The organism is Aquabacterium parvum (genome assembly GCF_001447195.1).
Lineage (GTDB): Bacteria > Pseudomonadota > Gammaproteobacteria > Burkholderiales > Burkholderiaceae_C > Aquabacterium > Aquabacterium parvum.
Genome location: NZ_LFRI01000084.1, coordinates 132,008 through 157,003 on the forward strand (window position 1 = coordinate 132,008; position 24,996 = coordinate 157,003).

At 63.8% G+C, this 24,996-nt stretch carries 39 protein-coding genes; 13 read left to right on the forward strand and 26 right to left on the reverse strand.

Annotated elements, in window-relative coordinates:
* Positions 1-33: 33 nt before the first annotated feature.
* Positions 34-786, reverse strand: a complete 753-nt coding sequence (locus ABG80_RS02725) for a DsbC family protein (protein ID WP_083505750.1) — start codon at positions 784-786, stop codon at positions 34-36.
* Between the two features lie 46 nt (positions 787-832).
* Positions 833-2,002, reverse strand: coding sequence for an FAD-dependent monooxygenase (locus ABG80_RS02730; protein WP_058086227.1), 1,170 nt, complete (start codon positions 2,000-2,002; stop codon positions 833-835).
* 207 nt (positions 2,003-2,209) lie between these two features.
* Here ABG80_RS02730 and ychF point away from each other — a divergent pair, with 207 nt between their 5' ends.
* The 7 genes from ychF (at position 2,210) to ABG80_RS02765 (ending at position 7,643) form a co-directional block, all read left to right on the forward strand.
* Positions 2,210-3,304, forward strand: coding sequence for a redox-regulated ATPase YchF (ychF, locus tag ABG80_RS02735; RefSeq protein WP_058086228.1), 1,095 nt, complete (start codon positions 2,210-2,212; stop codon positions 3,302-3,304).
* A 199-nt stretch (positions 3,305-3,503) separates the two neighbouring features.
* Positions 3,504-4,742 (forward strand): tyrosine-type recombinase/integrase, encoded by a 1,239-nt coding sequence (locus ABG80_RS02740; RefSeq protein ID WP_058086280.1) that lies wholly within the window; start codon positions 3,504-3,506, stop codon positions 4,740-4,742.
* Positions 4,729-5,538 carry a hypothetical protein gene (locus ABG80_RS02745; protein WP_058086229.1) on the forward strand — a complete coding sequence of 270 codons (810 nt, stop codon included), beginning with the start codon at positions 4,729-4,731 and terminating at the stop codon, positions 5,536-5,538. Before ABG80_RS02740 ends, ABG80_RS02745 begins: the two co-directional genes overlap by 14 nt.
* 106 nt (positions 5,539-5,644) lie before the next feature.
* Positions 5,645-5,845 carry a MerR family transcriptional regulator gene (locus ABG80_RS02750; protein WP_152987423.1) on the forward strand — a complete coding sequence of 67 codons (201 nt, stop codon included), beginning with the start codon at positions 5,645-5,647 and terminating at the stop codon, positions 5,843-5,845.
* A gap of 1 nt (position 5,846) precedes the next feature.
* Positions 5,847-6,293, forward strand: a complete 447-nt coding sequence (locus tag ABG80_RS02755; RefSeq protein ID WP_058086231.1) for a relaxase/mobilization nuclease domain-containing protein — start codon at positions 5,847-5,849, stop codon at positions 6,291-6,293.
* Positions 6,250-7,194 carry a DNA-primase RepB domain-containing protein gene (locus tag ABG80_RS02760; protein WP_058086232.1) on the forward strand — a complete coding sequence of 315 codons (945 nt, stop codon included), beginning with the start codon at positions 6,250-6,252 and terminating at the stop codon, positions 7,192-7,194. The genes ABG80_RS02755 and ABG80_RS02760 overlap by 44 nt, the downstream gene beginning before the upstream one ends.
* Complete coding sequence (locus ABG80_RS02765) at positions 7,191-7,643, forward strand: hypothetical protein (protein ID WP_058086233.1); 453 nt, start codon at positions 7,191-7,193, stop codon at positions 7,641-7,643. Before ABG80_RS02760 ends, ABG80_RS02765 begins: the two co-directional genes overlap by 4 nt.
* Before the next feature lie 27 nt (positions 7,644-7,670).
* On the opposite strand, the gene ABG80_RS02770 is transcribed toward ABG80_RS02765, so the two are convergent.
* Genes ABG80_RS02770 through ABG80_RS23350 form a run of 11 tightly spaced genes read right to left on the reverse strand, consistent with a single transcriptional unit; the run spans position 7,671 to position 13,989 of the window.
* On the reverse strand, positions 7,671-8,498 hold the full coding sequence (locus tag ABG80_RS02770; protein WP_058086234.1) for a GNAT family N-acetyltransferase: 828 nt from the start codon (positions 8,496-8,498) through the stop codon (positions 7,671-7,673).
* The gene (locus tag ABG80_RS02775; RefSeq protein WP_235513727.1) at positions 8,498-9,169 is read right to left on the reverse strand and encodes a hypothetical protein; all 672 of its coding nucleotides are present in this window, start codon (positions 9,167-9,169) and stop codon (positions 8,498-8,500) included. The genes ABG80_RS02770 and ABG80_RS02775 overlap by 1 nt, the downstream gene beginning before the upstream one ends.
* Before the next feature lie 21 nt (positions 9,170-9,190).
* Positions 9,191-9,568, reverse strand: a complete 378-nt coding sequence (locus ABG80_RS02780) for a hypothetical protein (protein ID WP_058086235.1) — start codon at positions 9,566-9,568, stop codon at positions 9,191-9,193.
* A 2-nt stretch (positions 9,569-9,570) separates the two neighbouring features.
* On the reverse strand, positions 9,571-10,113 hold the full coding sequence (locus ABG80_RS02785) for a hypothetical protein (protein WP_058086236.1): 543 nt from the start codon (positions 10,111-10,113) through the stop codon (positions 9,571-9,573).
* A gap of 16 nt (positions 10,114-10,129) precedes the next feature.
* The gene (locus ABG80_RS02790; protein WP_058086237.1) at positions 10,130-10,693 is read right to left on the reverse strand and encodes a hypothetical protein; all 564 of its coding nucleotides are present in this window, start codon (positions 10,691-10,693) and stop codon (positions 10,130-10,132) included.
* A 2-nt stretch (positions 10,694-10,695) separates the two neighbouring features.
* Positions 10,696-11,448, reverse strand: coding sequence for an immunity 52 family protein (locus ABG80_RS02795; protein WP_058086238.1), 753 nt, complete (start codon positions 11,446-11,448; stop codon positions 10,696-10,698).
* Positions 11,445-12,050 (reverse strand): Tox-REase-5 domain-containing protein, encoded by a 606-nt coding sequence (locus tag ABG80_RS02800; protein WP_058086239.1) that lies wholly within the window; start codon positions 12,048-12,050, stop codon positions 11,445-11,447. The genes ABG80_RS02795 and ABG80_RS02800 overlap by 4 nt, the downstream gene beginning before the upstream one ends.
* The gene (locus tag ABG80_RS02805) at positions 12,050-12,397 is read right to left on the reverse strand and encodes a hypothetical protein (RefSeq protein WP_058086240.1); all 348 of its coding nucleotides are present in this window, start codon (positions 12,395-12,397) and stop codon (positions 12,050-12,052) included. The genes ABG80_RS02800 and ABG80_RS02805 overlap by 1 nt, the downstream gene beginning before the upstream one ends.
* On the reverse strand, positions 12,381-12,884 hold the full coding sequence (locus ABG80_RS02810; RefSeq protein WP_058086241.1) for a DUF4123 domain-containing protein: 504 nt from the start codon (positions 12,882-12,884) through the stop codon (positions 12,381-12,383). The genes ABG80_RS02805 and ABG80_RS02810 overlap by 17 nt, the downstream gene beginning before the upstream one ends.
* A gap of 2 nt (positions 12,885-12,886) precedes the next feature.
* Positions 12,887-13,303, reverse strand: a complete 417-nt coding sequence (locus tag ABG80_RS02815; protein ID WP_058086242.1) for a PAAR domain-containing protein — start codon at positions 13,301-13,303, stop codon at positions 12,887-12,889.
* Positions 13,300-13,989: an XRE family transcriptional regulator gene (locus tag ABG80_RS23350; RefSeq protein WP_083505751.1), complete on the reverse strand. Its 690-nt coding sequence runs from the start codon at positions 13,987-13,989 to the stop codon at positions 13,300-13,302. Before ABG80_RS23350 ends, ABG80_RS02815 begins: the two co-directional genes overlap by 4 nt.
* Positions 13,990-14,135: 146 nt before the next feature.
* Here ABG80_RS23350 and ABG80_RS02825 point away from each other — a divergent pair, with 146 nt between their 5' ends.
* Together ABG80_RS02825 and ABG80_RS02830 are read left to right on the forward strand one after the other, a co-directional pair.
* Complete coding sequence (locus ABG80_RS02825; RefSeq protein ID WP_235513728.1) at positions 14,136-14,798, forward strand: recombinase family protein; 663 nt, start codon at positions 14,136-14,138, stop codon at positions 14,796-14,798.
* The gene (locus ABG80_RS02830) at positions 14,798-15,574 is read left to right on the forward strand and encodes a hypothetical protein (RefSeq protein ID WP_152987424.1); all 777 of its coding nucleotides are present in this window, start codon (positions 14,798-14,800) and stop codon (positions 15,572-15,574) included. Before ABG80_RS02825 ends, ABG80_RS02830 begins: the two co-directional genes overlap by 1 nt.
* A gap of 168 nt (positions 15,575-15,742) precedes the next feature.
* Here ABG80_RS02830 and ABG80_RS02835 read toward each other — a convergent pair whose 3' ends face one another.
* The 6 genes from ABG80_RS02835 to ABG80_RS02860 form a co-directional block, all read right to left on the reverse strand.
* The gene (locus ABG80_RS02835; RefSeq protein ID WP_235513729.1) at positions 15,743-15,997 is read right to left on the reverse strand and encodes a helix-turn-helix domain-containing protein; all 255 of its coding nucleotides are present in this window, start codon (positions 15,995-15,997) and stop codon (positions 15,743-15,745) included.
* A 2-nt stretch (positions 15,998-15,999) separates the two neighbouring features.
* The gene (locus ABG80_RS02840; RefSeq protein ID WP_058086246.1) at positions 16,000-16,341 is read right to left on the reverse strand and encodes a hypothetical protein; all 342 of its coding nucleotides are present in this window, start codon (positions 16,339-16,341) and stop codon (positions 16,000-16,002) included.
* Complete coding sequence (locus ABG80_RS02845; protein ID WP_407638725.1) at positions 16,341-16,592, reverse strand: type II toxin-antitoxin system RelE/ParE family toxin; 252 nt, start codon at positions 16,590-16,592, stop codon at positions 16,341-16,343. The genes ABG80_RS02840 and ABG80_RS02845 overlap by 1 nt, the downstream gene beginning before the upstream one ends.
* Before the next feature lie 26 nt (positions 16,593-16,618).
* Positions 16,619-16,909, reverse strand: coding sequence for a CopG family ribbon-helix-helix protein (locus tag ABG80_RS02850; RefSeq protein ID WP_058086248.1), 291 nt, complete (start codon positions 16,907-16,909; stop codon positions 16,619-16,621).
* A gap of 106 nt (positions 16,910-17,015) precedes the next feature.
* Positions 17,016-17,729 carry a metallophosphoesterase family protein gene (locus ABG80_RS02855; protein WP_058086249.1) on the reverse strand — a complete coding sequence of 238 codons (714 nt, stop codon included), beginning with the start codon at positions 17,727-17,729 and terminating at the stop codon, positions 17,016-17,018.
* Positions 17,726-18,034: a hypothetical protein gene (locus tag ABG80_RS02860; RefSeq protein ID WP_200964243.1), complete on the reverse strand. Its 309-nt coding sequence runs from the start codon at positions 18,032-18,034 to the stop codon at positions 17,726-17,728. Before ABG80_RS02860 ends, ABG80_RS02855 begins: the two co-directional genes overlap by 4 nt.
* 193 nt (positions 18,035-18,227) lie before the next feature.
* Here ABG80_RS02860 and ABG80_RS21130 point away from each other — a divergent pair, with 193 nt between their 5' ends.
* From ABG80_RS21130 to tnpC, 3 genes are all read left to right on the forward strand, one after another.
* On the forward strand, positions 18,228-18,590 hold the full coding sequence (locus tag ABG80_RS21130; protein ID WP_152987425.1) for a transposase: 363 nt from the start codon (positions 18,228-18,230) through the stop codon (positions 18,588-18,590).
* 15 nt (positions 18,591-18,605) lie between these two features.
* Entirely contained in the window at positions 18,606-18,941 is a 336-nt protein-coding gene (gene tnpB / locus ABG80_RS02865; RefSeq protein WP_058086250.1) for an IS66 family insertion sequence element accessory protein TnpB, read from the forward strand.
* Positions 18,942-19,064: 123 nt separating this feature from the next.
* Entirely contained in the window at positions 19,065-20,666 is a 1,602-nt protein-coding gene (gene tnpC / locus ABG80_RS02870; RefSeq protein WP_058086284.1) for an IS66 family transposase, read from the forward strand.
* A gap of 43 nt (positions 20,667-20,709) precedes the next feature.
* Here the strand turns inward: tnpC and ABG80_RS02875 are convergent, their stop codons facing one another.
* The 7 genes from ABG80_RS02875 to ABG80_RS02910 form a co-directional block, all read right to left on the reverse strand.
* Positions 20,710-21,342, reverse strand: a complete 633-nt coding sequence (locus tag ABG80_RS02875) for an HAD domain-containing protein (RefSeq protein WP_160322416.1) — start codon at positions 21,340-21,342, stop codon at positions 20,710-20,712.
* Positions 21,339-21,572, reverse strand: coding sequence for a hypothetical protein (locus tag ABG80_RS02880; RefSeq protein ID WP_058086251.1), 234 nt, complete (start codon positions 21,570-21,572; stop codon positions 21,339-21,341). The genes ABG80_RS02875 and ABG80_RS02880 overlap by 4 nt, the downstream gene beginning before the upstream one ends.
* Entirely contained in the window at positions 21,569-21,964 is a 396-nt protein-coding gene (locus ABG80_RS02885) for a type II toxin-antitoxin system MqsA family antitoxin (RefSeq protein WP_058086252.1), read from the reverse strand. The genes ABG80_RS02880 and ABG80_RS02885 overlap by 4 nt, the downstream gene beginning before the upstream one ends.
* Positions 21,965-22,193: 229 nt before the next feature.
* A complete protein-coding gene (locus tag ABG80_RS02895; RefSeq protein ID WP_058086254.1) occupies positions 22,194-22,502 on the reverse strand; it encodes a hypothetical protein in 309 nt (102 codons plus the stop codon).
* Positions 22,499-23,530 carry an HAD-IA family hydrolase gene (locus ABG80_RS21135; protein WP_083505753.1) on the reverse strand — a complete coding sequence of 344 codons (1,032 nt, stop codon included), beginning with the start codon at positions 23,528-23,530 and terminating at the stop codon, positions 22,499-22,501. Before ABG80_RS21135 ends, ABG80_RS02895 begins: the two co-directional genes overlap by 4 nt.
* Positions 23,531-23,552: 22 nt before the next feature.
* The gene (locus tag ABG80_RS02905; protein WP_058086255.1) at positions 23,553-23,756 is read right to left on the reverse strand and encodes a hypothetical protein; all 204 of its coding nucleotides are present in this window, start codon (positions 23,754-23,756) and stop codon (positions 23,553-23,555) included.
* Position 23,757: 1 nt separating this feature from the next.
* Positions 23,758-24,318 (reverse strand): hypothetical protein, encoded by a 561-nt coding sequence (locus ABG80_RS02910; protein WP_058086256.1) that lies wholly within the window; start codon positions 24,316-24,318, stop codon positions 23,758-23,760.
* On the opposite strand from ABG80_RS02910, the gene ABG80_RS02915 reads away from it, so the two are divergent.
* Positions 24,283-24,750: a hypothetical protein gene (locus tag ABG80_RS02915; protein WP_235513730.1), complete on the forward strand. Its 468-nt coding sequence runs from the start codon at positions 24,283-24,285 to the stop codon at positions 24,748-24,750. The genes ABG80_RS02910 and ABG80_RS02915 overlap by 36 nt on opposite strands.
* Positions 24,751-24,996: the final 246 nt, after the last annotated feature.

Consider the following 24,996-nt stretch of genomic DNA (forward strand, 5'->3'; position numbering starts at 1 on the left):
ACCGCCTCCCCGGTGCGACCCGGCTGGCTTGTGTCAGCCGCCCTTGCCTGCTGCCTTGGCCAGTCGCTGCTCCAGGGTCTGCAGCGAAGCAGCACCCGGCAAGCGGGAGCCGTCTTCAAAGAAGATCGCGGGCGTGCCGTTGACGCGCAGCTTCTGGGACAGCGCCAGGTTGCGCTGCAGGGGCGAGCCGCACTGACCCAATGCGCGCGGCGGTGCTTCGCCGTCGAGCATCCAGTTCAACCAGGTCTGGGTGCGGTCTTTGGCGCACCAGATTTGGTCGGCCTTGGTGCGCGAATCGTCGCCCAGGATCCCGATGACGAAGGTGTAGACGGTGACGTCCTTGAGCTTCTGGATGTCGCGCTCCAGGCGCTTGCAGTAGCCGCAGTTCGGGTCGGAGAACACCACCATGCGGCGCTTGCCGTTGCCACTCTTCCAGACCACGGCGTCGCGCAGCGGGAAGTTGTCGAAATCGACCTGGTTGATCTCATCCAACCGAGCCTCGGTGAGGTTGCGCTGGCTGCGCACATCGATGAGTTGCCCGTCGATGAGGTGATCGCCGCTGGCGTCGGTGTAGAAAATGTGGCCACCGGCACGCAGCTCGATCAGGCCAGCCATGGACGTGGTGCGCGCACCTTCGATGGGCGGCAGTTGCGGCATGCGCTGCGAGAGCTTCTGCTTGAGCGAATTGAGCTGCGCTGCAGGCAATTCAGCCTGGGCGTGGGCCAGTCCCTGGCTCATCGCCAAAGCAATCAACGTGGCGCGCAGGATTCGGTTGAGTCGGGGCATCAGGGCGGTCCTCAGGGGGCAGGGAGCAAAAACGGTGGGGAAAGCATCAGGCGTCCAGGGCGCGGCCGACCAGCCAGTGCTTGAGGGGCCCCAGCCGTTCAACCGCTGACATGCCGACGTTGCGCAGCGCTTTCAGTGGGCCGCGCGAATCGGCGAACAGGTGCAGCATGCCATCGGTGACGGAAGCCATGGCGCGTGTGGGCCATTCGCGTTGGCGCACATAACGCTGCAGCAGGCGCTCATCACCAGGCTCGCGCCAGGGCTCGGCGCGCCGCGCATCCACCAGCACGCTCAACATGGTGTCGACATCGGCCAGCCCCAGGTTGAGCCCTTGCCCCGCAAGCGGGTGCACCTGGTGGGCGGCATCACCCAGCAGCACCCAACCCGGGCCAGCCCACCGAGACGCCTGGGCCAGCGAAAGTGGCCACGAGGCCAACTCCGAGCTCAGCTTCAGCTCGCCAATCAACGGCAAGGCTTGCGGGTCGCTCGCTTCGATGGCCTGGTTCAGCTCCCGCTCGAAATCGGCGGCAGGCAGGCTGGTCAACGCCTGCGCACGCGCGCGCGGCACCGACCACACCAGGCCATATGACGCTTGAGGCTCGGGCTGGTTGAAGGGCAACAGGGCCAGCACGTCCGGCGAGCGGAACCACTGGCGGGCCACGCCCTGGTGAGGCCGAGAGGCCACCAGCCTGGCCGCCACGCCACTGTGGCCGTAAGGCTGGCGGTCAAAGCCGATGCCCAGGGCCCGTCGCGAATCGGAGAACTTGCCTTCGCAGATGGCCAGCAGCGACGAGGGCACCGGGGCCTGCCCATCTTTCAGGGCGCCGACGACCTCCACACGAGGGGCAAAACGCAGGGCGTCGCTGAGCAGGCGTTCCAAGGCGCCGGCGTCGGCGATCCAGGCCAGTTCATGGACTCGCTGCTGCCAGGCCGAGAACTCGAGGCTGCCACCGTCGTCTCCACGGATCTGCATGCCAAAAACGGGGGCGGCGAAGGCCTGCAAAGCGGGCCAGATGCGCAGCCGGGTCAGCAAATCGATGGCGCGGGCGTTGAGGGCGTAGGTGCGCACGTCCTGCGAGGTCGGGGCCTGGAAAGCCTCGGCCCTGGCCCAGGCCACGCTGAAGCCTTCGGCCGACAGGCCCAATGCCAGGCTCATGGCGACGGCACCGGAGCCGCTCACGCACACATCGAATCGCTTGCCAGCGGGGGAATTCATGAAATGGTTTTCCTCAGCGGTGGTGACCCCGGCAGACCGTGCCGGGCAAGACCGCGCCCGGTAATCTACCCGATGGCCAGTGGCACGGAGCGGCCCTTGGCACCGGGGCGCTTAAAATGCCGCGATTGCTGCCGTGCGTCAACGACACGCGTTCGCGCTGAGCGGCCCATCTCTTCCTGTCTTTTCCCCTCCTGCCATAGGAACACCATGAGCCTCCAATGCGGCATCGTGGGTCTGCCCAACGTCGGCAAGTCCACCCTTTTCAACGCGCTGACCAAGGCCGGCATCGCCGCCGAGAACTACCCCTTCTGCACCATCGAGCCCAACGTGGGTGTGGTGGAAGTGCCCGATCCGCGCCTGGCGCAGCTCTCCGAGATCGTCCAGCCCGAGCGCATCGTGCCGGCCATCGTCGAATTCGTGGACATCGCCGGCCTGGTCGCTGGCGCCTCGCAGGGTGAAGGCCTGGGCAACCAGTTCCTCAGCCACATCCGCGAAACCGACGCCATCGTCAACGTGGTGCGCTGCTTCGAAGACGACAACGTGATCCACGTGGCCGGCAAGGTCGACCCGATCGCCGACATCGAAGTCATCCAGACCGAGCTGTGCCTGGCCGACCTGGGCACCGTGGAAAAGAGCCTGCACCGCTACAACAAGGCCGCCCGCTCGGGCAACGACAAGGAAGCCGCCGCCCTGGTCAAGGTGCTGGAGAAGTGCCAGGCCGCCCTGGACCAGGCCAAGCCCGTGCGCTCGATCGAGTTCAGCAAGGAAGAGCTGGCCATCCTCAAACCGCTGTGCCTGATCACGGCCAAGCCCGCCATGTTCGTGGGCAACGTGTCGGAAACCGGCTTCGAGAACAACCCCTTCCTGGACCGCCTGCGCGAGTACGCCGCAGCACAAAAGGGCGAGGTCGTGGCCATTTGCGCCAAGACCGAGGCCGAACTGGCCGAGATGGAAGACGACGATCGCGCCATGTTCCTGGCCGAGATGGGCCAGAGCGAGCCGGGCCTGAACCGCCTGATCCGGGCTGGCTTCAAGCTGCTGGGCCTGCAGACCTACTTCACGGCCGGCGTCAAGGAAGTACGCGCCTGGACGGTGCCCATCGGCGCGACCGCCCCGCAAGCCGCTGGCGTCATCCACACCGACTTCGAGCGTGGCTTCATCCGCGCCCAGACCATTGCCTTCGAGGACTTCATCCAGTACAAGGGCGAGTCCGGCGCGAAAGAGGCCGGCAAGATGCGCGCCGAGGGCAAGGAATACATCGTCAAGGACGGCGATGTGCTGAATTTCCTGTTCAACGTCTGACTCCGTTTACTGAACCTTGACGAACCTCCATGAACCTCAAAAACACGACAACATGTTGATTTTGATTTGATTTTCAACGAGGCCGATGTTCAACGAGGTTCAGTAGTGTTCATGGCATTCCAGGAAAACTTGGGGTAGTCTTTGGGGTATGAGCCGAGTTGAGTGGGGGTACGCCACTCTCTCGATGGAGACCCCCAGGATGCCAAAAGACCTTCTCAGTGACGCCAAGATCAGGACCGCCAAGCCCGACGTGAAGCCCTACAAGCTCAGCGACGGCGGCGGTCTTTTCCTGTTGATTCAGCCCTCAGGTAGCAAGCTGTGGCGCTGGAAGTTCCGGCTTAACGGGAAGGAGAACCTGTTCGCTGTCGGCTCTTATCCAGAGGTTGGCCTGGCAGATGCGCGCACTGCTCGTGATGCAGCTCGTGATCTGGCGAAACAAGGCATCAATCCTTCTCAGCATCGCAAGGACGAGCGGCAGCGCAACATCGACGCCGCAACAGCCCGCAAGCACGCCGAGGCGCTGGCCCAGGAAATCTCGTTTGCCAAAGTCTCCGCCGCATATCTGACCGAGGTGAAGGCGAGCTACACGCCAGGCTCCTACCGTGCGAAGGAGTCCCGCATTCGGAAGTACCTCGCCCCCAAGCTCGATGAGCTGCCCATCACCGAGATTGGTGCCAGAGAAATCCGGCCAATCTTGGAAGCATGCAAGGCTTATGGCTCTTGGGCGAGCATCCACGTCAAAGGAGATCTCTCGGCGATTTTCCAGCACGCAGTTGTGAGGGGGCTCGTTGACTCCAACCCCATCCCCGGCCTGCGTGGCCTGCTGAAGATTCCGTCGAGCCAAAGCAAGGCCGTGTTGACGGCCGATCAGATTCGCGCCTTCTATCGCGCTCTGCGCGCCTACAGAGGCTATCCCGAGACGGCCCTTTGCCTTCGCCTCATTGCATTCACCGCTTGCCGCCCCGGCGAGGCTGCCGATGCGGAGTGGGGCGAGTTCGACATCGAGGGAAAACTGTGGCGACGACCGGCAGCGAAGATGAAAGCGCGGCGCGACCATGTGTCGCCACTCTCCGTGCCAGCCCTAAAGCTGCTTGAAGAACTGCGGCCCATCACAGGGGCTGGGCGCTACCTGTTCCCACATCGCAGCGGCGAAGGCTTCTCGACGCCGAACCGGCTGACCTATGCGATGCGCGACATGAACCTCGGCGAGCGCACGACGCCGCACTGCTGGCGCACCACCTTTTCAACATGGGCCAACGAACAAGGCTTCCGACCGGACGCCATCGAACGGCAACTGGCGCATGTTGAAAGCAACCGGGTGCGGGCTACGTACAACAAGGCCCTGTTGCTGAACGAGCGGCGCGAGATCATGCAGGCATGGGCCGACCATCTTGTCGCCTTGGATCGAGCGGGGAGTGTCAGCGATGCAGCCGATTGACCAAGCGCTTGTCTTTGAGGCCATTCGCTACCAGGCCGCCTATCGCGCCGAGGCACGGCAGAACCACCATCGAAGCATTCCTGGCCCACTGGTAGCGGAGCTTCTCCGCTACATCGAGGGCAGCATGGAAGGCGTGACCCAGAGCGAGCTTGAGCTACTGCTCTTGTCGTCTCGCACTGCGCGCACGACGCGCCTGGACGGTGACAACTTGGGTGCGCAGTGGCGCGCCTATGTCGCTCACCGGGGCCGCGACGTTCACGAGAAAAAGGAGTGGCGCAACTGGTATGGCAAGTACGGCAAGAAGGAAGCAATCCGACAGCTCGCCGTCACCGATCCTTTTCTCATTCAAGAGCCGCCCCTGCCACCCTTGGACTCGGACGAGGATCAAAGCGCCGCCGAGTTGCCAGCGAGGCCACAGATGCGAGGACTGCCGCAGGACGGTCGGCCGATGAACTTTCACAAGATGCGTGACATCTTGGCGCGGTGGACAGCCGCGCTCATGCAGCGGGCCATTGAGCAAGTTGCTTGCTTGCCGGACGAAGAACAGCCCCCAGCCTTGGTGAGATCACTGCAACGAGTGCAAATGCGCCTGCATCCCATAGTGGGGATGGTGAACGCCTGGGAGGCAGCCAATGAGTTGCTGTCCAATGGAATTTTGTTGGACACACCGAACGACCTGCCCGCTGACTTCTCAGCCGCTTTGGATGGCGTCGAGGCGCGCGAGACACACAAGCAACAAGAACTCGTCGCGTACTGGGAGAAACGGCTTCCTGCCCTAATGAGCCGCATTCCCTGACAACCGTGTTCCGCTGCTGGTGAAGCGGTCGAAATTCGTTCTCTCTGCTTTTTTGACTCGCTTTTACTGTGATCGCATCGTTCATTGAGGTGCGGTGAGGTTCACAGTGGAAAACAACAAAGAGCAACAGGATGTCGTCATCCTTCGTCGGCCGCTGGTCGAGAAAAGAACCGGTTTAACGAAATCCGGCATCTACTTTCTCATCCGAGAAGGTAGCCATTCGACCGCGCAGGCCCTGCACGCCGTGCGCAACTACATCGACCAGCTTGCCGCCCACCCGCGTGAGCCTTCCGCCGAGGTGCACTGACGTGATCGGCAAGGAAGTCCCCATCGACGCCGACAAGGCCGCCGGGCGTAGCAAGGCGCAGCAGATCCGTGACCTGACGGACTACCAGCACGCCGCGCATGAAGGCGAGAAGGTGATGTACTTCACCACGAGGGGGTTCCAGTCGCAGACCTTCGCTGGCCAGCAGCTTGAAATGGTTGCTTTGGCGATGGAGTCCGTGCGGGCGGCCCAGCCGGTAAAGCACTACGTCTTTTCGTTCAAAGAGGGCGAGGAACCGTCGCCTGAACAAGTCGAAGAACTGCTCGACATCCTCGAAGCGGAGAGCGGGTGCAAGGGGCACCAGATGATGGCGGCCGTCCATCAGGATACGGACAACATTCACATCCACGTCTCGCTGAACACGGTACACGCTCACCTGCATCAAGATGACGGCCGACAAGCGGCTGGCCCGACTCGTCGGCCCCCGTGAAGGTGTTGCAGCGGCGGACGTGTGCGGGCGCATGGGCGCGCTGATCGCCGCCCACGCCAAGCGCGAAAACATCTACTACACGCCCAGGTCTGACGCGATGCACCACATCCTCGTCGATGACCTGACCCGTGCCTCGCTCACCCGCATGCTTGCGGACGGCCACAAGCCTGCGGCGGTGCTGGAGTCGAGCCCTGATCGCTTCCAGGCCGTGCTCAACGTGTCCAAGGGCAGCGACGATGAGGACGCTGAGCGAGCGGTGGCCAATGCGCTCAGCGCCCGGCTGAACAAGGCGTATGGCGACCCGAAGCTGAGCGGTGCGATCCACCCCCACCGAGCGCCCGGCTTCTGCAATCACAAATGGGAAGAGGGAGCGCCCGCACCCAAGTACCAGCGTCAGGACGGCACCTTCCCCGAGGTGAATCTGGTGTTCGCGGTGCCCTGCACCTGCACCAAGGCGCAGACGCTGGCTCAGGAGATCGGCCAGCAGCTCGCGGAAGCCGCTCGCCAGGCCGGGGCGCGCAGCGCTGCGCCTACGCCTGTCGGCACGCTGCCCAGCGAGGTCTACGCGGCCCATCACAGGGACATCATGGCCCGATGGCGCGGCGACCAGCCCAACCTGTCCATCGTGGACTCCATGATCGCGGAGCGAATGGCGGCCACCGGACACGATGAGGCCGCCGTGCGCCAAGCCATCGCGGCGTGCGCGCCGTCGATCCGTGCCAGGCCGGAGAGCCGGAACTGGGCTGACTACGCGCGGCGGACAGCGGAGTACGCACTCCACAGCCCGAAAGCCGCTGCCAGCATCGCGAAGCTGCGGCCGTACCTTGGTCAGCTCCTGCGGCTGGAGGGGCGTGACCCGGCCGCCGAGCTGGCCCACGACGGGCCGAGGATGGGCGCATGACTGGGCACGCTGAAACGCTCACACCTCAACTGCCACAACGCTTTGCGGCCGAGGAGCTGGAAGCCGCGGCGCGCTGGGTCGAGGACAGGGTGCGTCACGATGGTTCCTCCCCTGCCCGGCTCGTGGCCACGTTTCGGGCGCTGGATGCGATCCTGGCCAAGTCGCCGGGCGTGGTCGCTTTGCGCGACTTGTTACCTGGCTCGGGTCTGGAAATGCTCTATCTGCCGCCGACCGGCGCGGCCACTGGCACGCTGGCCAGCGTGCCAGGTGAGATCCACCTTGACGCGCTTGCCGACATCGGCCGCGCCCTGCGCGCCGAGTTCATCGCCACGGGGCGCGACATGGTGCAGATCGAGGCGGATGACGGCGCGCGTTTGATCGTCCATGCCATCGAGGTGCGGGCGCTGGTCATGGCGGCGGCCAACGTCCAACTGATCGACACTCGCTGACGCACACTACGCAGATACGTATTTGCGTTATCGCGACCGGAGGCCAACCCAGACGAGTGCCCCCACCGCCAGCAGCATTGCGCCTTGCAGGAGGATGGGCTGCAACCGCCACCACAACCGGCGCGCAGCCCAGCGGACGGGGTGGCGATTGGCCTCGTCCAGCCTCGCGGACAGGTTCTTGATGACCGTATCACGCCGTGACGCCTCCATCACCATGTGCTCGCGCTCGTGCAGTAGCTCGGCCAGGTACTCGCGTGGATCGCGCTCCCGGATGTTGGCCTCCCAGGACGTGACTGGGGTCAGTTCCTTGACCGGCATGGGCTTCGACACCCCTTCCTCATGTTCGGGATCGCTGTACGCGAACGTCAGGCCGAAGCGCTCGTAGAAGCGATTGCGCCTGGCCCGGTTGTCGTCTTGCGCTTGGCCGGACAGCAGCTTGATCGACCTGACCCTGGCCTCGGGCCACTGCTGCGCCCAGACCACAATCTCGTTCATGAGGTAGGTGCCGATTCGCTGGCCGCGCAGCTCGATTGGATCGAAAAAGAGCGCGCCATCTACCAGCGACACCGATGCTTCGCCTTCGCGGAAGCCGCGCGAGTAGCTGGCTTTGAAATCCCCGCTGACGCGGGATCGAAGCGAGTGCTTGGGCTCGATGGTTTGGTACGACAGGCGGATCGAGGCCTCGTACACCTGCCCGTCCCTGTCGTCGAGCCGGTAGCTTTCCTCGCGGTGAACGAAGAGCCTGGCAATCGGCTCGCCATCGGGCTTGTCCCGATCCCGCACCTCCAGCACGCAGACGGGAGGCTTGATGCGCTGCTTGCCGCGCCAGGCGTCGTCGAAGGCGGGCAGCGCCATCAGTCCAGACCCTTGGCCTCCCAGCCCTCGCTGGTCAGCTTGATCGGGTGCTTGGCGGGCTTGGTGCCAGCGGCGTCGAGAATGCTCTTCACCACCGGGAACGAGGCCTGCACGTCGGGCCGCTTCGCCCACTCGGCGACGTTGTTCACCTTGTAGAGGTAGGTGATGCTGGCCTCCTGGTAGTCGCCCAGCTTCATCGGGCCTTCCCACTTCACCACCTTGTCCAGGGCCTTTTTGCCCCAGCACAGGTCGGTTTGCTTCTCGGTGGTGCGACCGTTTAGACCGATGGCCGACACCTCGCGCTCCTGCGCGAAGGGCTTGGCCGCGTCGGTCAGCGTGTAGCGCTTGACCTTGGCCTTGGTGCCGGTGGGCTTACCCATGATCCCCATGATGTCCACCTCGGTGTCCTCGCCCTTGACCAGGCCAGCGGCTTCGAGCGCGGCCATCTGCCCGCCAGGGCCTGTCGCGGTGGTCTTTTGCAAACGCACGTCATACTCGTTGAGATCCACCGGCCAGCGCTTGGTGTTCAGGCAGAGGTCGCCCTTCTTGTCGAAATACTGGGTCAGTGCCGCGCCGAAGTTCTTTTCGTTGGCGTCGGTCTTGCTGCCGCAGGCGGCCAGCGTGACGGTGCCGAGGGCGGCGAGGATGGCAAGTTGCTTTTTGATTTTCATGGGCTCCCTTGGTTTGATGGGTTATGACTGATCCCACACGTCGATGGTCAGCAGCTTGTCGGGTGGACAAGCCGCGATCCGGTCGGGGTGGATGATGACGTTGCCCGTCCAGCTTCCGGGCAACACGTAATCTTCGCCGATGACCGGGGGGCCGTCGTGCTGGGGCAGGCTGTTGGCGATCAGCGGCAGCACGTCGCAGGCCTTGGCGGTAAAACGGTTGGGGTAGCCACCGGATGACAGTTGCGTGGCCTTGCCCTGCTCCACGAGCTGATGCACCCAGCGGCTGCCGTTGACGCTGGTTTCCCAGTTGGCCAGGATCGCGGCCCGTCTGCTGTCCTGGTCGGCGCGGTCGCGCTCTTCCGGGCTCTGCGTCGAGATGACGATCCACCAGCCCAGCATGCTCAGTCCTTGCCCAGCTCGTCGAACGGCAGGCCTGCGGCCTCCACCCAGCTCTCGGACTCGACGGCCACCAGCTCGTATTCACCCGCGTCGTTGCGGTAGCCGACGCCGATGTGCAGCTTCGACTCGCGCACGGCGAGGTACGCGGCCGTGGCCTTGCCCTCGGCCGCGTATTCGTGGCCGGTGAAGAGCTTGCGCGTCCAGCCCAGCACCTCATCGTCCTTCGCGTTCTCGCCGCGCAGGAACTCGATGAAAGCCTGCTGCTTGGTGGCCAGCGCTGGATTGAGGCCCTTGGGGTAGCCGTCCTCGAACTCGATACCGAAGATGTGAGCGGTGCCGTGGCCCGAGCGGGTGGACTCGACGAACAGAATGCCCTCGAACACCTCGCACAGCGCGCCGTGGCGGCAGGCCTTGATGTCGGCCGACCACAGCTCGTCCGCGCCGTCCGGGAACTGGGAGAGGAAGCGAGCGTTGGCCGCCGCGAACGTGATGGGCGGCTGGGCCTTGCTCAGGTTGATGGGGTTCAGTTCGTCGAGCTGGGGCATGATGGCCTTTCTTAATTTAGATGTGACTCCATACAAACACGCACCTGTGCTGGAGCACGGAACTGATGGCCTTCATGATGCGCTCATCGACATACCATTCGTTGAAGCCGAAGCCCAGATAGCCAAATGCCCAACTGGAGTCTGGAAATCGCCACTGGCCGATGTCGTTCGTGGTCTTGCACGCGGGACAAGTCAGCGATCCATCATCTCTCTCCCACCAACCATCGATGGCAGTCATCCACTCCAGCTTGCCGCTGTCAAAACGGGATGCGCAGTTTGAGCATTCAATCAGATCGGAAAAATTGGCCCCTGGGTCAAAAACCCGCTTCTGGGTCACTATCTCAACCCAGGAGGAAGACCCGAATACCTCATTGGCTGCACACCAATCCAACGCCTTCGGACCAGGGGGAAGCAGCACCTTTGATCCGCGACGAAAGTTCATGGAGGAAGCTTCTGTCGTTTGAGGTCGGGAGGGAAGGACGATGCCTTCTTGGATCAGCCATCGCTGCACCCTGACCGCGCACTCCTGCGCCTGGTCGGGTTCTACTTCTACATCGACGACCCAGTATGTCGTTGTCATCGTCACAAGTCCGTGAAGCGAGGCAGCAAATCTTGATCGACTAGCCGAATCTCGATGGCGTTGGCGATCTTGGCGTGCTCGGGGTTCTCGTCCGAGAACGGTTCATCGGTGACGCTGACGATGATCGTCCCGAGCTGCTTGTCTTTGCCCTTCTCGTCCTTGCCCATGACAGGCACGAGCGCGCGTGCCTCGGGGACTTGCTGGACAGTCAGCACACGGGGAAGGTAGAGCATCCATCCGACACCCGGACGATCTTTGAACACGGCGTCGTAGTACATCGTCTCTACCACCCCATATATCGGCGCAAAGACGCTTGCTGCTGAGCTAAGCGCCTCCCCCACCTGACTCCAGCCTCCTAGCCGCATCTGGTCTCTGGGCGATCTCATGGACAGCTTGAAGCTGCTTGCGACTCCATCTTGGCGGCCGAACATGCAGGTGATGGATGCCCCTTTTGCTCGATCCTCTTGCCCGTTCCACAAGGTCAGGCTCTTGACCGCATCGTTCTTCTTCGACCGCTCTTGAAGCACAGCGAGCGCCGATGTAGTCGGCCCGTTCGCGTCAAACACCGAGTACAGGTACGAGGTGTCCCGGACGCCGGTTGCGATCAGCCACTCGGTATCTTGAAGGAGAGGGTCGAACTTCGCGACAAACCTCAAGAAAGCCTGTATCCGTTGCAGGTGGAACTCAAACGATGTTCCTTCCGCGCCGCTGGTCTTAAAGCGGACTTCGATCTGGTGGTTCAGGTGTGGATTCATGGCTGGAACACGACCTCGATTTGAGGGGCGGCGGCTTGCAGAATCCGCTGCATGTATCGGTAGGAGACTGGCTCCTGGAAGTACCACCAAAGCTGCACGGGGGGCTTAGGAACTGCCTTGGCGTTTTGAGTGACGGCATCCTCGGTCATCTCGACAAAGATTCGCTCCTGAAAGTCGTACTTGAACTCGCGCCACTCATTGAAGAATTGGTCGTATCCCGCTTTGGCGTCCTGTAGCAGGCACTCGGCCGACACGAAACCGTCGAACCTCGTACCGGCGAAGGCCCATTCCATGATGAACGTCGGGCCGTTCGGCATCCCTGTGATCCTGGCCTGATAGTCAACCCACGGTTTACGAACAGTGAAGTTGCGTTGGAACGGAGCCCCTTTGTCTGGCGGGCAGTCCTTGCACTTTGTTCGAGTCTTTGTCGTCGCGTCGGTGCGAGCGATGGGCGCAGATTTCGCCTTGTCGGCTTCCTCTTGGCGCTTGCGCGCCTGTTCCTTCGCGGCTTCACCTGCCGCGCCGGCGACGACGCCCACGCCGAGTGCAGCCAAGACACGGACGACCACGCCCTCGATCAGCGGTACGGCCAGTGACGCCATCAACGATCTCCCTTGAGTTTGTGTTTCATGACGGCATCGAGATCGTCGAGCCGTTGTTCCGGCGTGGCACCAGGCTTGCGCAGGTAGTGATCGACCAGCGGGTCATCGTGGATGCGCGGAGCGTCCGCAGACAGGTACATCAGCCGCACGATGTGCGGCGTGCTGGTGAAGCCTGCACGGGCAGCGTAGTCGTAGGCGTCTTGCATCCGCACCAGTACCACCTCGCGGCCCGGCTGTTCGCGCATCTCCGGCCGGTTGGCCAGGAACTCATCACACACGGCCGCCACGAACTGGCGGGCTTCGCCCTGTTGCAGGGTCTGCCACTGCGCCTCAGTGAGCGTCAGCATGTTGCCTCCCGATCCAAACACGCTGCCCTTCGTGCAGCAGGTGCCACTCATGGATGTGGCCGAAGAACTCTTCACGCTGCGTGCCGTCGAGCGTGCTCGCCAGGTTGACCAGGACGCGCGGGTCCCAGAAGCGAAGCAAGGCGCTGCGGCCATCTGGCAGGTTCACGTCGAGCCGCAGTTGCAGCAGTTGCCCGAGGCCTTCGATGTCTTGTGGGGCGATCAGCCAGGTGAGCGACGGCGCATCACGTTCGAGCGTGGCCAGCTCGGCGACCGTCGCCTCACCTGCAATGGCCGTGTCCACCAGCCAAGGGCCTGCGTGGGCCAGTGCCGCGTCCGGCGTTCCAGCGAACAGCGGGAACAGCCCGCTGCCAGGCTGGAATCGCTTGCAGAGCTGGGTTTGGTACTGCACGCCATCGACCAGGGCGTAGAGCCGCAGCGCAGGCATGGTGTTGTGTAGGTGCTCCCACCGTGATTGCACGTCGAGCATCGTCACTCCCGGATCACGGTGGGACTGCCGAAGTGGGCGGCCTTGCGCAGGCAGTCCAGGCAGATGCCGGAGTCGGTCGATGCCGCGACCTGGGAGGCCGCACCGAGGGCTTCGGTCTTGGCATCGGCCGCTGGGTCGCCCATCGACGACTTGTTCGACCAGGTGGCTGTGGCCTGGCTTGAGATGAGGTAAGCGCCGCATTCCGTGGTGTCCATGTGGCGGGCGTAGCCACGCCCGTCGCCGTCCACCATGTCTTCGGCCCCCGTCTTGATGCGGAAGACCCCTTTGCATTTGGGGCACACCACCATGTCACCCACGCGGGCCATCGCCTTGCCGTGGATGTCGCTGGTGAAGTCGGCGCTGATGACCGTGCCGCCGTGGCTGGTCTTGTCGCCCATCACGATGAACGGCCGACTCATGGGTGACTCCCATTGGGGAGCACGGGGACGTAGCTTGGATCGAGCAGGCCCTTGATCGGCTCTTCGTCGGCGTACTGCACGATCACCATGCCGTTGTGAACCGGCCCGGTGATGCGGTCGCCGTTGTCCAGCTCGCTGCCCACCAAGGCCAGCGGGCGGCCCTCGTAGACTGCGGCTATACCGGCACCTGAGACGATGCGGGCCTCGCTGCCGTCGGCGTAGCGCACGATGTCCCCCACCATCGCGACACGGCCGCCAATGGTGGAAAAGCCGCTTGTGGCGATGAGCTTGCCGCCGCGCTCGGTGGTCGAGCTTTCGGTGGCGGCCGGGTAGCGGCCTTTGACGGGCCGTGCTGCCAGTTTTGCCATGAACTCGGCAACCAGGCGCTGCCCATCGGCTTCGGTGTATTCCATCGTGCCCCCTTCGGTTGTTGACAGGTGCCGCTCCAACGCGGCGCTGATGCTGACCAGCGCATCAAGCGAGAACCGTGACGTGTTGCCGCGCAGCAGGTCGCTGATGCGCGGCTGCGTGAGACCCGACAGTTCCGCCGCTCTCTGCTGCGTCCAGCCGCCTGCGGCGATCTGGGCTTTGATCTTGGCGATCAGCTCATCTCGCACGCGGGTCGTCGTGGGATCGGGTGCAGACCGCGAGGTGTCAGACGAGGCGCGAGGCTTGGGTGTGGTCATGCGTCATTATGCCATGCATGGCATAAGCATCACCCAATAGGCTCATATAGAGTGCATTATTGAGCTAGGCGCATTTAGATTGTGGTTCCATAAACGCGCCTACGTCGATAGAATGCGCTCATTACGGTATGCCCAAAAGAGCCAACATGACCAGCACAATAGGTGCGCGGGTCTATCTGCGCGTCAGCACCGACGATCAGGACTTGCAGCGCCAGGACGCCATCGTTGAGGCCACCCGTGCGGCCGGGTACTACGTCGCAAAGGTCTACAAGGAGAAGGCTTCCGGCGCGCGGGCCGACCGGCCCGAGCTGTTAAGCATGATTGATGACCTCCAACCTGGCGAAGTGGTGGTGGCCGAAAAGATCGACCGCATCAGTCGCCTGCCTCTGGCCGAAGCCGAGCGGCTGGTGGCAGCGATCCGTGCAAAGGGCGCGCGCCTGGCCGTACCTGGCATCGTCGATCTCTCTGAGCTGGCTGCGAACGCCGAAGGTGTTTCGCGCATCGTCTTGGAGTCCATCCAGGAGTTGCTTTTGAAGCTCGCGCTGCAAATGGCCCGCGACGACTACGAGGATCGGCGTGAGCGGCAACGCCAAGGCATCGAGCTGGCCAGGAGCGCCGGGAAGTACAAGGGCCGACGAGCCGACCCCAACCTGCGACGGTTGGTGATTGACTTGCGCGGTGACGGCCTGAGCATCGCCACGACCGCCAAGCGGGCGAGATGCAGCACGGCGCAGGTGAAGAGAATATGGGCGGCGCACAAGGCGAGTGCGACCCAGACCAACGAACCATTGACCCACAGGGAGACGTGATGACAAAAATGACGCTTGCGGCACTCGCCGCTGTGATCGTGGCAGGGTGCGCCGCACCCGTCGCCAGGGAAGCCTCGATGGACTGGCCAGCATTCATCGCATCGGTGCCAGGCACGGTGATCGGCGATGCTGAGTACAAGACGCCAACGCTCAAGCGCAGCGCCTATCGTGCTAACACGCCAGGCTTGGAGCAGACCAAGGCGAGCTTCGGCGCATGGTGTCAGGCCCACGGTGGCAAGGCTCTGAATGTGCCTTTGCCCCAGACGGGCGGCGTAGCGCAATCGTTCTATGCTGCTGTCTCCGCCTGGGCCAATCAGGAGCTGGTCTTGTACGGCCAACGGTACGGGCACACGACGCTGCTCTGCCTCGACGGCAAGGCGTCACTGACAGGGCCTGCGCAGTTGATCGCTGTGATGCTTGTGCGCACCTACAGCGGCTATCGCAATGGTCCCTATGAGCCGGAAAAGCTGCCTGCGCCGGTCATTGCGTTCTACACGCCCGAGCAGGCGTCAAAGTTCGCGGACTTCTACAACGCGCGAGAGAAGGAGCGCGCCGAGGAATCCCGCAAGGACTTGCAGCAGCGCATGGAGCGCGAGGCTGCGGACACACGCCGGTTGCGCGCAGAGCCCAAGATCGGCGACAAGACCAACCAGGGCATCATCATCGACTTGCGGCCACCGCTCGCGCTGATCCAGTACGACGCGATGCAGCGCCAGATGTTCGGCAAGCCGCAGCAGGAGTGGGTGCCGATCAGCTCGCTGGTCGCCCCGCGCTGAGGTGGTGTTGCGGCTGCTGGGTGGTTACGAGGTGCAACGCCATCGCAGGTTGCACCGATAATCCGACCCGGCCAACCTCCCTTTTTTCGGCCCCCGTCGCTCCTCCCTCGGCGGGCTTCGCCAAGCGAAGTTCGGCGGCCCCAATGCGGGGCCGCTCTTTTTCCGGCCTCAGCCTTTGAGACGGGCGAGCCAGGTGCGCAGGTCCTGCTCAGCGAAGGTCGCAAATCCACTGTGCGTCAGGCTGGCGAGCTGCTCGGCGCTGATGCCCATGCGCTCGGCAGCGTCCTCCTGCAAAAGACCAAGGTCGCGGATTGCCTTGGTGATGTCGATGACCAGGCCCGACTTGAGCTTGAGCACGTCGGCATCGGGCAGGCCCAGGTCTGCAAAGACGTTGCCCGAACTGGGTGTGATCTCAGCAGCCACCACTACACCGCTTTCCAGATCAGCGAGCCGATGCCGTAGAGCACGCCGAGCAGCACGAGCGTAAGGATGATGTTCCAGATGAGGTCGGCGAGCTTGGCCAGCACGTAGGCCGAGCCGCCAGCACCGACAACCACGAGGCCGAAGCGCAGCCACTTGGGCCAATCGGTGCCGAGCTTGAGCAGCGCGATGTGGGTCAGCACGCCGCCGATCAGCAATCCGATGAACCCGAACAGGCCAGCGCGTGCGTCGCTGTTTTCGCTGCGCTTGGCAGCGACCAACGACTCGTGACTGTCGTGGTACTCAAAGGTGCCATCCGCAGCGCGGCGGCCGAAGCGTGTCGCCATCAGTAGCCCACCTCTTTCTGGTGCCGCACGGCGAGGATCGTGATGGCATCCGTGTCGATGCGGTAGCGGGCAACGTAGCCGCTATCGCCGAAGTCAATGATCCACTCGCGGAACTCGTCGGGCATGTCCTCGATGGGGCGGCCGAGCTTGGGCTGTAAGCCCAGCACCTGTACAGCCTTGACGATCACCTCACCTGCCCGCTTGGCCGCAATGGGACTCTTCGGCCGGAGGAATTCGCGCAGGCGTTCCAAGTCACGAATGGCGGGCGGTGAGAACCTTACTTGTGGCATGTGGGCGCGGGCAACTCGTTATCCGTGCCCCAGCTCGACAACCAGGCTTCCACCTCGTCGGCGGTCGCGTGCAGTCCGGTGGTGCGGTACTCTTCCCAGGCCTTGAGGGTGTCCTGGCGGAAGGCCTCGCGCTTTTCCTCGCGATCAACGTACTGGGTGATCGCTTCGCGCATCAGCCAGTGCGACGTGCGATCACGCGCATCAGCCAGGCGCTTCACGCGGGCCTTGGTGTCCTCGTCGAGTTTGATCGCCACGGGGCGAACGGCAGCAGCGGTCATAGCGGCCTCCATCAAAGTATCACTGGGTATTACCTTACCATACTTCACTCGGCCGCGCCACATGAACTGATGCTTGTGCGTATCTACGTAGTACGCCAATACGTATCTACGTGGACTGACGATGCGCCCTCGCCTCGTCGAAGTCGCCAGGCCGCACTGTGCGGCCGTTGGCGTCGCTGATGCCACAGAATCCGACCCCGAAGGCATCGAACCCAAGCCGCTGGCGATGGCTGCTGTAGTCAAGGCGATCATGATGATGGCCGTGGAATGCCTTGCTCACGCCGAGGCTGCGGGCCAGTTCGTCGATGGCGTCGAACCCATGCGGATGCGAGCTGGGGGCCTCATGCGTGACCAGGATGTCGGCGCGCTGCCCGACCAGGCCGAAGTAGTCGGACGGGAAGATCGAGCTGCGGTGCTTGCGCGGCACGCCGCCGCACCAGAGGTTGCCTTTGCCGCAGCGTGCGGCGAAGTCATCCGGCCGCTCATGCAGCCACTCGGCAGGCGGTGCCCACACCTGGCCTCGAAAGATGCCGCCCAGGCCAGCGATCCGCAGCCCGTCGATCTCAACCACTCGGCCGTGCAGGTTTCGGTCGGACAAGGCCGAGCCGAATAGGTTGTCGTAGTCGGCCTCGGAGTCCGTATCGTGGTTGCCGTGGATGTACCAGACCTCGGTCATGCCGAGGATCGGGGCCAGCTCGATCTCCAGGGGGCGCTGCGCCTGCAAGTCGCCCAGAAACACGATGGCGGCCGGTCGATCTTGGCCAACCACGTCGAGGACGTGATCGAAGCAGCCATGCGTGTCGCCGAGAAAGTAGATCACGGTGACGCCCCCTGCCCCACTTCCTGCAAGCGACGCTCCAAGCGGTCACGGAGCCGTGGCAGGTTAGTGATCCAGCCGCGCCGCACTGTCTCTGCGGACTCCAGCAGCTCGGAGGGGTGCGCAGCGAAGTACGCATCGGCGGCCTGAGACAGGCGCTGACGGGCGTCATACAGGTGTCGGCCCAGGATCATTCCGGCTACGCGACAGACGTTCGCTTCCGCTGGCGTGCGCGGCGAGTCCAGAGCGCCCGTCGCGATCAGGGCGCAGCATTCCAGCATCGCGGCTTCGTTGTCGCGGGCTGTCATGGGATGCGCCTCTGAGCGATGGCAGGAGGCATCTCGCGGATTTGCTCGTCAGACACTGGCGGCCACCAGCGACCGGCTTTCGCATGGGCAATTTGAGCGGGTGTTAGATCGATGTATGCGTCCGGTGAAGGCATCTTGAGCGCCCCATCCTGAACCGTGAGGATAGTGTCCACCAAGCAGACAAGTGGACACTATGCAGAACACTCCAGCGAAGCGCACCCGGCGCAACCATGCGCCAGAACTCAAGAGCCAGGTCGTTCTGGCCTGCCAACAACCGGGCGCATCTGTGGCCGGTGTGGCGCTGGCCCATGGCCTCAATGCCAACCTGGTACGCCGCTGGCTGCGAGATGGCGCAGGGGCAAGGGCAAGGGGTGCGGTGTCCGTCGTTAGCGCAACGTCAAGCGCCTTCGTCGAAGTGCCCATGCCTCGGGTCAGTTCATCGACCACAGAGTCCATCCGCCTGGAGCTGCGCCGAGGTTCCAGCACCGTGATCATGCAATGGCCTGCATCCGCCGCAGCCGAGTGCGGTGCCTGGCTGCGCGAGTGGCTGCGATGAGACGAGGCCGCCGACATGATCCGCATCGACGCGCTGTGGCTGGCCACAGCACCCTTGGACATGCGCGCCGGGCCAGACAAGGCCCTGGGCCGCGTGGTCGAAGTCTTTGGTGCCGCACGCCTGCACCACGCTTACCTGTTCGCCAACCAGCGCGGCACGCGCATGAAGGTACTGGTGCACGACGGCCAGGGGCTGTGGCTGCTGGCGCGACGCCTGCACCAAGGCCGATTCGTGTGGCCGCAGGGCGGCCTGGCTGCACAGATCGAGCTCAACCCGGCGCAGTGGCAAGCCTTGATCATGGGCCTGCCCTGGCAGCGCTTGCAGGCCGATGGCGCCATCCGGGTGGTGTGAACGCGCACTGGCTGGCCTGTTCATCGGGTGGCTGGATGGCAGTGCTCGACATCGCATCAACTGTGGCGCAATCCCTCAAGCCCACGATGGCCAACATGCCGGATGGCTGTGATGATGACGGCCATGGTCATCGATCCCCAGCAACTTCAGCACATGGACGCGCAGCAACTGCGCGCCCTGGCCGAGGGCTTGATGGCCAAGCTGGTGGACAAGGATCAACAACTTGCTGCACATCAGCAGAGCTTGGTCGGCAAGGATCAGGAGATCCACTTCAAGCAGACCAAGATCGACCTGCTCACGCACGAGATCGCCCGCTACAAGCGGGTGCAGTTCGCCGCCAAGAGCGAGAAGCTGCATGCCGACCAGCGCAGCCTGCTCGACGAGACCCTGGATGCCGACCTGGCCGCATTGGAGGCCGAACTCCAGGCGCTGAGCCCAACACCGGCCGAGCAGAGCGACACGGCCGATACACCCAAGGCCAAGCCCCGTCGCGCTGCGCTGCCCGCACACCTGCCGCGCGTGGAGATCCAACACGAGCCCGAGAGCACCGCCTGCACCACGCCCGGCTGCGGCTGCCAGATGAAGCGCATCGGCGAAGACGTCAGCGAGAAGCTGGACTACACGCCCGGCACCTTTACGGTGGAGCGCCATGTGCGCGGCAAGTGGGCCTGCTTGGCCTGCCAGAAGCTGGTGCAAGCACCCGTGCCTGCGCAGATCATCGACAAGGGCATCCCGACGTCGAACCTGCTGGCCAACGTGCTGGTGGCCAAGTATGGCGACCACCTGCCGCTGTACCGGCTCGAAGAGATCTACGCCCGAGAGGGGGTGCCGCTGCCACGCTCAACGCTGGCGCAGTGGGTGGGGCAATGCGGCGTGCAGCTTCAGCCCCTGGTCGACGCGCTCAAGGCCGAGATGCTGACCTACTCGGTGCTGCACGCCGACGAGACGCCGGTAGAGATGCTCAAGCCCGGAACAGGCAAGACGCACCGGGCCTACCTGTGGGCCTACAGCCCCGGTGTGTTCGAAGCCATGAAGGCCGTGGTCTACGACTTTGCAGAAAGCCGCTCAGGCGAGCATGCGCGCGCCTTCCTGGGCGACTGGAAGGGCAGCCTGATCTGCGACGACTACGGCGGCTACAAGGCCAGCTTCGCCAACGGCATCACCGAGGTAGGCTGTATGGCGCATGCCCGGCGCAAGTTCTTCGAGCTGCATGCCAACGGCAGCAGCCAGATCGCGGGGCAAGCCCTGCAGACCATTGGCTTGCTATACGACGTCGAGCGAGAAACCCAGGTCCTCAGCGCCGAAGATCGCCAAGCCATCCGCCAGGACAAGTCACGGCGCATTGCCGATGCGCTGCACGGCTGGATGCTGGCGCAGCGCAGCCAGGTGGCCAATGGTGGTGCCACGGCCAAGGCGTTGGACTACAGCCTCAAGCGCTGGCAGGCGCTCACGCGCTTCATCGACGACGGCCGGCTGCCCATCGACAACAACTGGATCGAGAACCAGATCAGACCGATTGCGATTGGGCGCAAGAACTGGCTGTTTGCGGGCTCGCTGCTGGCGGGGCAGCGTGCGGCTGCCATCATGAGTCTGATTCAGTCGGCCAAGCTCAATGGGCACGATCCGCATGCCTACCTGCGCGATGTGTTGCGGCGACTGCCCACGCACAAGGCCAACCAGATTGGCGAGCTGTTGCCGCATTGCTGGGTTCCTGCCTCCGCCTGATTCCGTCCGGTTGACGGGCTGTCAAGATGCGTTCGCCAGACGCTTACAGATCGATGGCACTGAGGTAGGAAGACTGCCACCACTCGACCCACTGCACCAGGTCAGCGCAGGACGCGCTACGCGCGACCTGCGGAATGGTGAGCACTTCAGCCATCGCGTCAGCCACGGCCCACGCGCTGGCCATGTTGCCAACGGCCGCAGCAAGGCGAGCGCGCGCCGAAGGCGCGGACAGGCCAAGATTGCTGTCGGTGGCCACCAGCTTGTCGCGGTCGGCATCGGCCCAGCCTTCCGGCTGGTCATCGAGGGCGATCCAGTCAGTGATGCCCGCGCGATCCACGTAGCGGCGGATTTGCTGGTAGCGCGTGGACGTGTCCCACCAGGTGTCTCGGCCGAGCGGCCGGTGCTCGTCGTCAGTTGACATGCCGGAGTGCCAGGTGGCACCAATGACCCTCTGCCGCAGCTCGGCGGGCAGGTAGTCGCGGGCGCGGGCGAAACGCAGCTCGCGCGCCCAACTCGTGCTCAGGACGATGCGGATTTGAGGCGCGCTTGCCAGCACGTCCACCAGGTGGCCCGCCCACATAATAAGCTCGCCATCGGCGCGCAGCTCTGGCCGTCCGCGTACCAGGTAGGCCGCGTCTGGGTGGAGCACGCCGTCGTAGTCCAGGAATAGGATCATCTTCGGTGCGCCTCCCGGCGTCCTACGACGACGATGGCCGCATCGCCCTCCTGACCGAACTCGGCGGCATCCTTGAATTCGCCGTCCCAGGCTTGGGCTCGCCGATAGCGCACGACATTGGATGTCTTTACCTCGTGAATGGCGTCCCAGCCCGTCTCATAGCCCTCCACAAGTACAGGCGTGTCAGCAGGCACCTGGCGCAGGTGCTCAATCAGTTCGGCGGCCGTCATTGCTCATCCTCCCGTCGCATCGCGTCCATGTAGCGTTGTCCCTCCGTCGCGTCCAGGATCACCTCGCCGCATGCACCGCAGTAGTCGCCGGTTAGCGCCTTGATGGTCACAGGTTGGCCGTCGCTGCGGGTGACTGCATGGTCGCGGGTATTGCGCACCAAGGCGGCAGCGCCACAGCTCGGGCAGATGGCGAACAGCCCGAGCCGGCGCATCAAGTTCTTTTCGGTGTCGGAGACGGTCGGCCAGTCGATAGCTCCCAGCGCCTCCTTGTAAAGATGCAGGCAGGCACGGCCATCAAGCCTTGTTGCGGCCGTCCTCGTGCTGGCCAGAGCCGCGAGAACCGGGTAGTCGGCCAGGCGGTAGAGGGCTTGCATGACGGCGTAGTCGGTCATGGTTGCAGGCCCTCAACGCGGCTGTCGCGGTGCCAACTCCCCATGACCCACTGTTGCCAGTCCCATGCCCACGCACACGGGCCTACATCGGGCATGGCCGGGGCGGCGCTACCACGTAGCGCCTGCTCGAACTGGTCGCGCCACGGCGCAGGAATGTCGGCCAGGGCGATAAAGGGGCCATCGGCCGCAGTGCGGCGAACAGGTACGGCTGCCAGCAATTCGTCGCGCGTCACGGTGTGCCCCCGCGCATCCGCTTCAACACCGGGGCATAGATGTAGAGCGCCCGGTTGATGATGTTGCGATTGCTTGGCGTCAGCGCCCGGCGCTCACCCAGAACAGTGGTCAGCTCGTGCTCAAGCGCCTTGATTCGCTCCGCGTTGGGCATCGCTTGCTCTTGCTCCACGTCGATCTCCACGCTCAAGTACCCGATGTACTCAGCCAGTGTCTCGGCGGCAGTTTCGAGGCGTGCCGTTTCGGCGATGGAGGATGCCGCAAACCGTTCTGGCAGTGGCGGTGTGAGTGTTTCAGCGTGGCTCATGGCGTGATCCCGTCCAGGTCGATGATGACGGCGCTGACAGGCGCTCCCGTCGTGTCGTCATCGGGCAGCTCTCGGTACTGGCCAACAGGCGTACCGGCCCAATCACGCTGGTGTCTTGCCACGTCGGCGACCCGAACTGAGCGCGCGTGGTCGATTCCGTCCTCGGCCGCGAGCATCACCGGGAGGTCTTGCGGTAACCCTTGCAGGGTCGAGATCAGGTCGGCGACTGTCATTGGCTCTGGTCGCCGAGGAATGCTGGCCATGTCCGGTGCCTGACCGCCCTGTGCCGCCAGGCGGGCGCGAACTTGGTCAGCAGATAGGCCCGCACCGGGGTTTGCCTTGAGCGAGTCGTAGGCGTCACCGAACATCTGCATCACATCGTCCAGGGGTACGGTCTTGGATTTGCCCGCATGAATGTCGGCCAGGCGCTGCTCTGCGATGGCCAAGTCCTCCAGGTCGTCCATCACATCGAGCAGTGTCTGTCCGCGCTTGCGGTCGAGGTGCTGGGCCTGCATGCCGAAGGCTCGCGGGCCGTTTACGTCGCAGCGCTTGGAGTCCCCCACGAAAACCACCTCACCAGGCGCGCAGCCCAGCGCGTCGCACACGCGCCGGAAGATGGCCGGGTCAGGTTTGGCCACGCCGACCTCGTAACTGAGGACGTAGGCATCCATGTCAGGCAGCAGGCCGCGCACGGCCGGGCCGTACTCGGCCGCCAGGTTGCTGCATACAGCCAGGCGCAGCCCGGCGCGGCGCGCTCGGGCCAGCAGCTCGGGCACCTCGGCGAAAAGCCGCAGGCCGGCCAACTCTTCAGCCAGGTCGGCCTCGATGTCGGGCAGTAAGTGCTCCACGCCCAGCTCGGCCGCGAAGGTGGCCACCGGCACGTCGCGGGTCAGGAAGGGCAGGCGTGCCGCGCCCTCCCCTCGTCCAGCGAGCAGTCGGGAGTAGGGGGCCAGGCGCTGGCCGTACTGGATCACCGTCCCGAAGGCGTCCAGTGCGATGGCCTTGAATCCGTGCGTGTGTGCGTTCATATCTACGCTAGGACGTACTAAGCTACTCGAACAGCTCGCGCTCGAACTCCACTCCAGCCACGAACAGCGGCTCACCACTGGGCCAGCGCTTGGGCGGCTGGTGGTCGCGGATGACCTGCACGTCGCTGTCATCATTGACCACGGCCACGTCGGCCACATGCAAAGCGGCTTGCTTGCTCGCGCGCTCGAAGCGGCAGGTGTTGGCATCGAAAGTCCAGTAGCGCATGTCAGCCTCCTTGGTTATCTGCCTTCCGGCGCGCGTGCTTTTCAAGCAGCCGCTGGTAGGACTCGAATTCAGGGGTGCCCGGCGTGGCGAAGTTGGGGAGCCATTCGATCTCGCTCTCTTCGTCCTTTTCAGGGCGGCCACGCACAGGTTCCGGCATCAAGCCCTGTTCAGTCATGACACGCAGTAGTGCCCGAACTTCCTTGCGGATGTTGACGGCGTTCTGCATCGTGGTCGCGGCGTAGCTTTTGGCGAGCCCAATTCGGGCGACGCGCACGCTCTCGGCCAGCGTGTCCAGTTCGTACTGAGCTACCGATTGCAGGTGCGCCTCATCCTGCCGTTCACGCCAGACGGCCCACTCTTTGCGTTCTTCGGGGGTGAGGATGTCCGCCACGTCCGCAGGCAGCTCGCGCACCGCGCGGTCGAACTTGGCGACCACGCGCTGCACGTTTTTCCCCTCGGGAAAGTCCGGCGTCACTTCTCGCGCTCGGCGCAGGCACTGGACAGTATTGCCCTCGTGATAGACGCCTTGCTGATCGCGATAGCGAATGATCTTGAACTGCATCTGGGGCTGGTCTTTTGTGGTTTGCGTGTGTGCAAAACTATACGCAAACTTGAGGCTGTGTGCTATGGTTTTCCAATGCCTTCCGCCCTGACATCTTCAAAAACTTCGGCGAGCGAGCCAGCAGGCGAGTCGCCGTCCGCAGCCGGTCAGCAGACCGGCAAGGGCAGTTTGCAAGGCAGCAGCCCGGAGGACTGCATCCTTGTGCTCAATGACCGCGACCGGCGAACGCTCGCCTGGCTGCGCAGTCGGGTGAGCGATGAGGCCATTGCTGCGGCGGTGGATCAACTGGCCGGAGCCAGAAGACCGTTCGTCTCGAACGTCGCCAAGGTGCTTGGGCTGAGCATCCCAGAAGGGATGGAGCGTTCAACGCGCGAGGAAGCACTGCGGCATTTGGCCGCGATCCGAGCGAAGCTCAAGATCGGCGCTCGTTGAACGAGTCAGGCGAGAGTCCCTGCGGGCGGGCTTTTCGGGCATTGCCCAGGCCGCATTCCTCCCGCAACCGAAGCCTGGGCGTGTTGCATTTAGCGTCCGCTCACGTCAAGCTAGTGTAGTGTTTGATTCTTAATTGAACTTAATTATTTGGGGTGACTCCAATGGTCTACTACGGCCTGAAATGGAGTGCGCCAGTGCGAGTTGCCCCCGAGATTGTGTTGACAGAAGAGCAAGCCTCAGAGCTGA

Coding starts and splice junctions, on each gene's coding strand:
- ABG80_RS02725 (WP_083505750.1), bottom strand. CDS start 786: ATGCCCCGACTCAACCGAATCCTGCGCGCCACGTTGATTGCTTTGGCG.
- ABG80_RS02730 (WP_058086227.1), bottom strand. CDS start 2,002: ATGAATTCCCCCGCTGGCAAGCGATTCGATGTGTGCGTGAGCGGCTCC.
- ychF (WP_058086228.1), top strand. CDS start 2,210: ATGAGCCTCCAATGCGGCATCGTGGGTCTGCCCAACGTCGGCAAGTCC.
- ABG80_RS02740 (WP_058086280.1), top strand. CDS start 3,504: ATGCCAAAAGACCTTCTCAGTGACGCCAAGATCAGGACCGCCAAGCCC.
- ABG80_RS02745 (WP_058086229.1), top strand. CDS start 4,729: ATGCAGCCGATTGACCAAGCGCTTGTCTTTGAGGCCATTCGCTACCAG.
- ABG80_RS02760 (WP_058086232.1), top strand. CDS start 6,250: ATGACGGCCGACAAGCGGCTGGCCCGACTCGTCGGCCCCCGTGAAGGT.
- ABG80_RS02765 (WP_058086233.1), top strand. CDS start 7,191: ATGACTGGGCACGCTGAAACGCTCACACCTCAACTGCCACAACGCTTT.
- ABG80_RS02770 (WP_058086234.1), bottom strand. CDS start 8,498: ATGGCGCTGCCCGCCTTCGACGACGCCTGGCGCGGCAAGCAGCGCATC.
- ABG80_RS02775 (WP_235513727.1), bottom strand. CDS start 9,169: ATGAAAATCAAAAAGCAACTTGCCATCCTCGCCGCCCTCGGCACCGTC.
- ABG80_RS02780 (WP_058086235.1), bottom strand. CDS start 9,568: ATGCTGGGCTGGTGGATCGTCATCTCGACGCAGAGCCCGGAAGAGCGC.
- ABG80_RS02785 (WP_058086236.1), bottom strand. CDS start 10,113: ATGCCCCAGCTCGACGAACTGAACCCCATCAACCTGAGCAAGGCCCAG.
- ABG80_RS02790 (WP_058086237.1), bottom strand. CDS start 10,693: ATGACAACGACATACTGGGTCGTCGATGTAGAAGTAGAACCCGACCAG.
- ABG80_RS02795 (WP_058086238.1), bottom strand. CDS start 11,448: ATGAATCCACACCTGAACCACCAGATCGAAGTCCGCTTTAAGACCAGC.
- ABG80_RS02800 (WP_058086239.1), bottom strand. CDS start 12,050: ATGGCGTCACTGGCCGTACCGCTGATCGAGGGCGTGGTCGTCCGTGTC.
- ABG80_RS02805 (WP_058086240.1), bottom strand. CDS start 12,397: ATGCTGACGCTCACTGAGGCGCAGTGGCAGACCCTGCAACAGGGCGAA.
- ABG80_RS02810 (WP_058086241.1), bottom strand. CDS start 12,884: ATGCTCGACGTGCAATCACGGTGGGAGCACCTACACAACACCATGCCT.
- ABG80_RS02815 (WP_058086242.1), bottom strand. CDS start 13,303: ATGAGTCGGCCGTTCATCGTGATGGGCGACAAGACCAGCCACGGCGGC.
- ABG80_RS23350 (WP_083505751.1), bottom strand. CDS start 13,989: ATGACCACACCCAAGCCTCGCGCCTCGTCTGACACCTCGCGGTCTGCA.
- ABG80_RS02825 (WP_235513728.1), top strand. CDS start 14,136: ATGACCAGCACAATAGGTGCGCGGGTCTATCTGCGCGTCAGCACCGAC.
- ABG80_RS02830 (WP_152987424.1), top strand. CDS start 14,798: ATGACAAAAATGACGCTTGCGGCACTCGCCGCTGTGATCGTGGCAGGG.
- ABG80_RS02840 (WP_058086246.1), bottom strand. CDS start 16,341: ATGGCGACACGCTTCGGCCGCCGCGCTGCGGATGGCACCTTTGAGTAC.
- ABG80_RS02850 (WP_058086248.1), bottom strand. CDS start 16,909: ATGACCGCTGCTGCCGTTCGCCCCGTGGCGATCAAACTCGACGAGGAC.
- ABG80_RS02860 (WP_200964243.1), bottom strand. CDS start 18,034: ATGACAGCCCGCGACAACGAAGCCGCGATGCTGGAATGCTGCGCCCTG.
- ABG80_RS21130 (WP_152987425.1), top strand. CDS start 18,228: ATGCAGAACACTCCAGCGAAGCGCACCCGGCGCAACCATGCGCCAGAA.
- tnpB (WP_058086250.1), top strand. CDS start 18,606: ATGATCCGCATCGACGCGCTGTGGCTGGCCACAGCACCCTTGGACATG.
- tnpC (WP_058086284.1), top strand. CDS start 19,065: ATGGTCATCGATCCCCAGCAACTTCAGCACATGGACGCGCAGCAACTG.
- ABG80_RS02875 (WP_160322416.1), bottom strand. CDS start 21,342: ATGATCCTATTCCTGGACTACGACGGCGTGCTCCACCCAGACGCGGCC.
- ABG80_RS02880 (WP_058086251.1), bottom strand. CDS start 21,572: ATGACGGCCGCCGAACTGATTGAGCACCTGCGCCAGGTGCCTGCTGAC.
- ABG80_RS02885 (WP_058086252.1), bottom strand. CDS start 21,964: ATGACCGACTACGCCGTCATGCAAGCCCTCTACCGCCTGGCCGACTAC.
- ABG80_RS02895 (WP_058086254.1), bottom strand. CDS start 22,502: ATGAGCCACGCTGAAACACTCACACCGCCACTGCCAGAACGGTTTGCG.
- ABG80_RS21135 (WP_083505753.1), bottom strand. CDS start 23,530: ATGAACGCACACACGCACGGATTCAAGGCCATCGCACTGGACGCCTTC.
- ABG80_RS02905 (WP_058086255.1), bottom strand. CDS start 23,756: ATGCGCTACTGGACTTTCGATGCCAACACCTGCCGCTTCGAGCGCGCG.
- ABG80_RS02910 (WP_058086256.1), bottom strand. CDS start 24,318: ATGCAGTTCAAGATCATTCGCTATCGCGATCAGCAAGGCGTCTATCAC.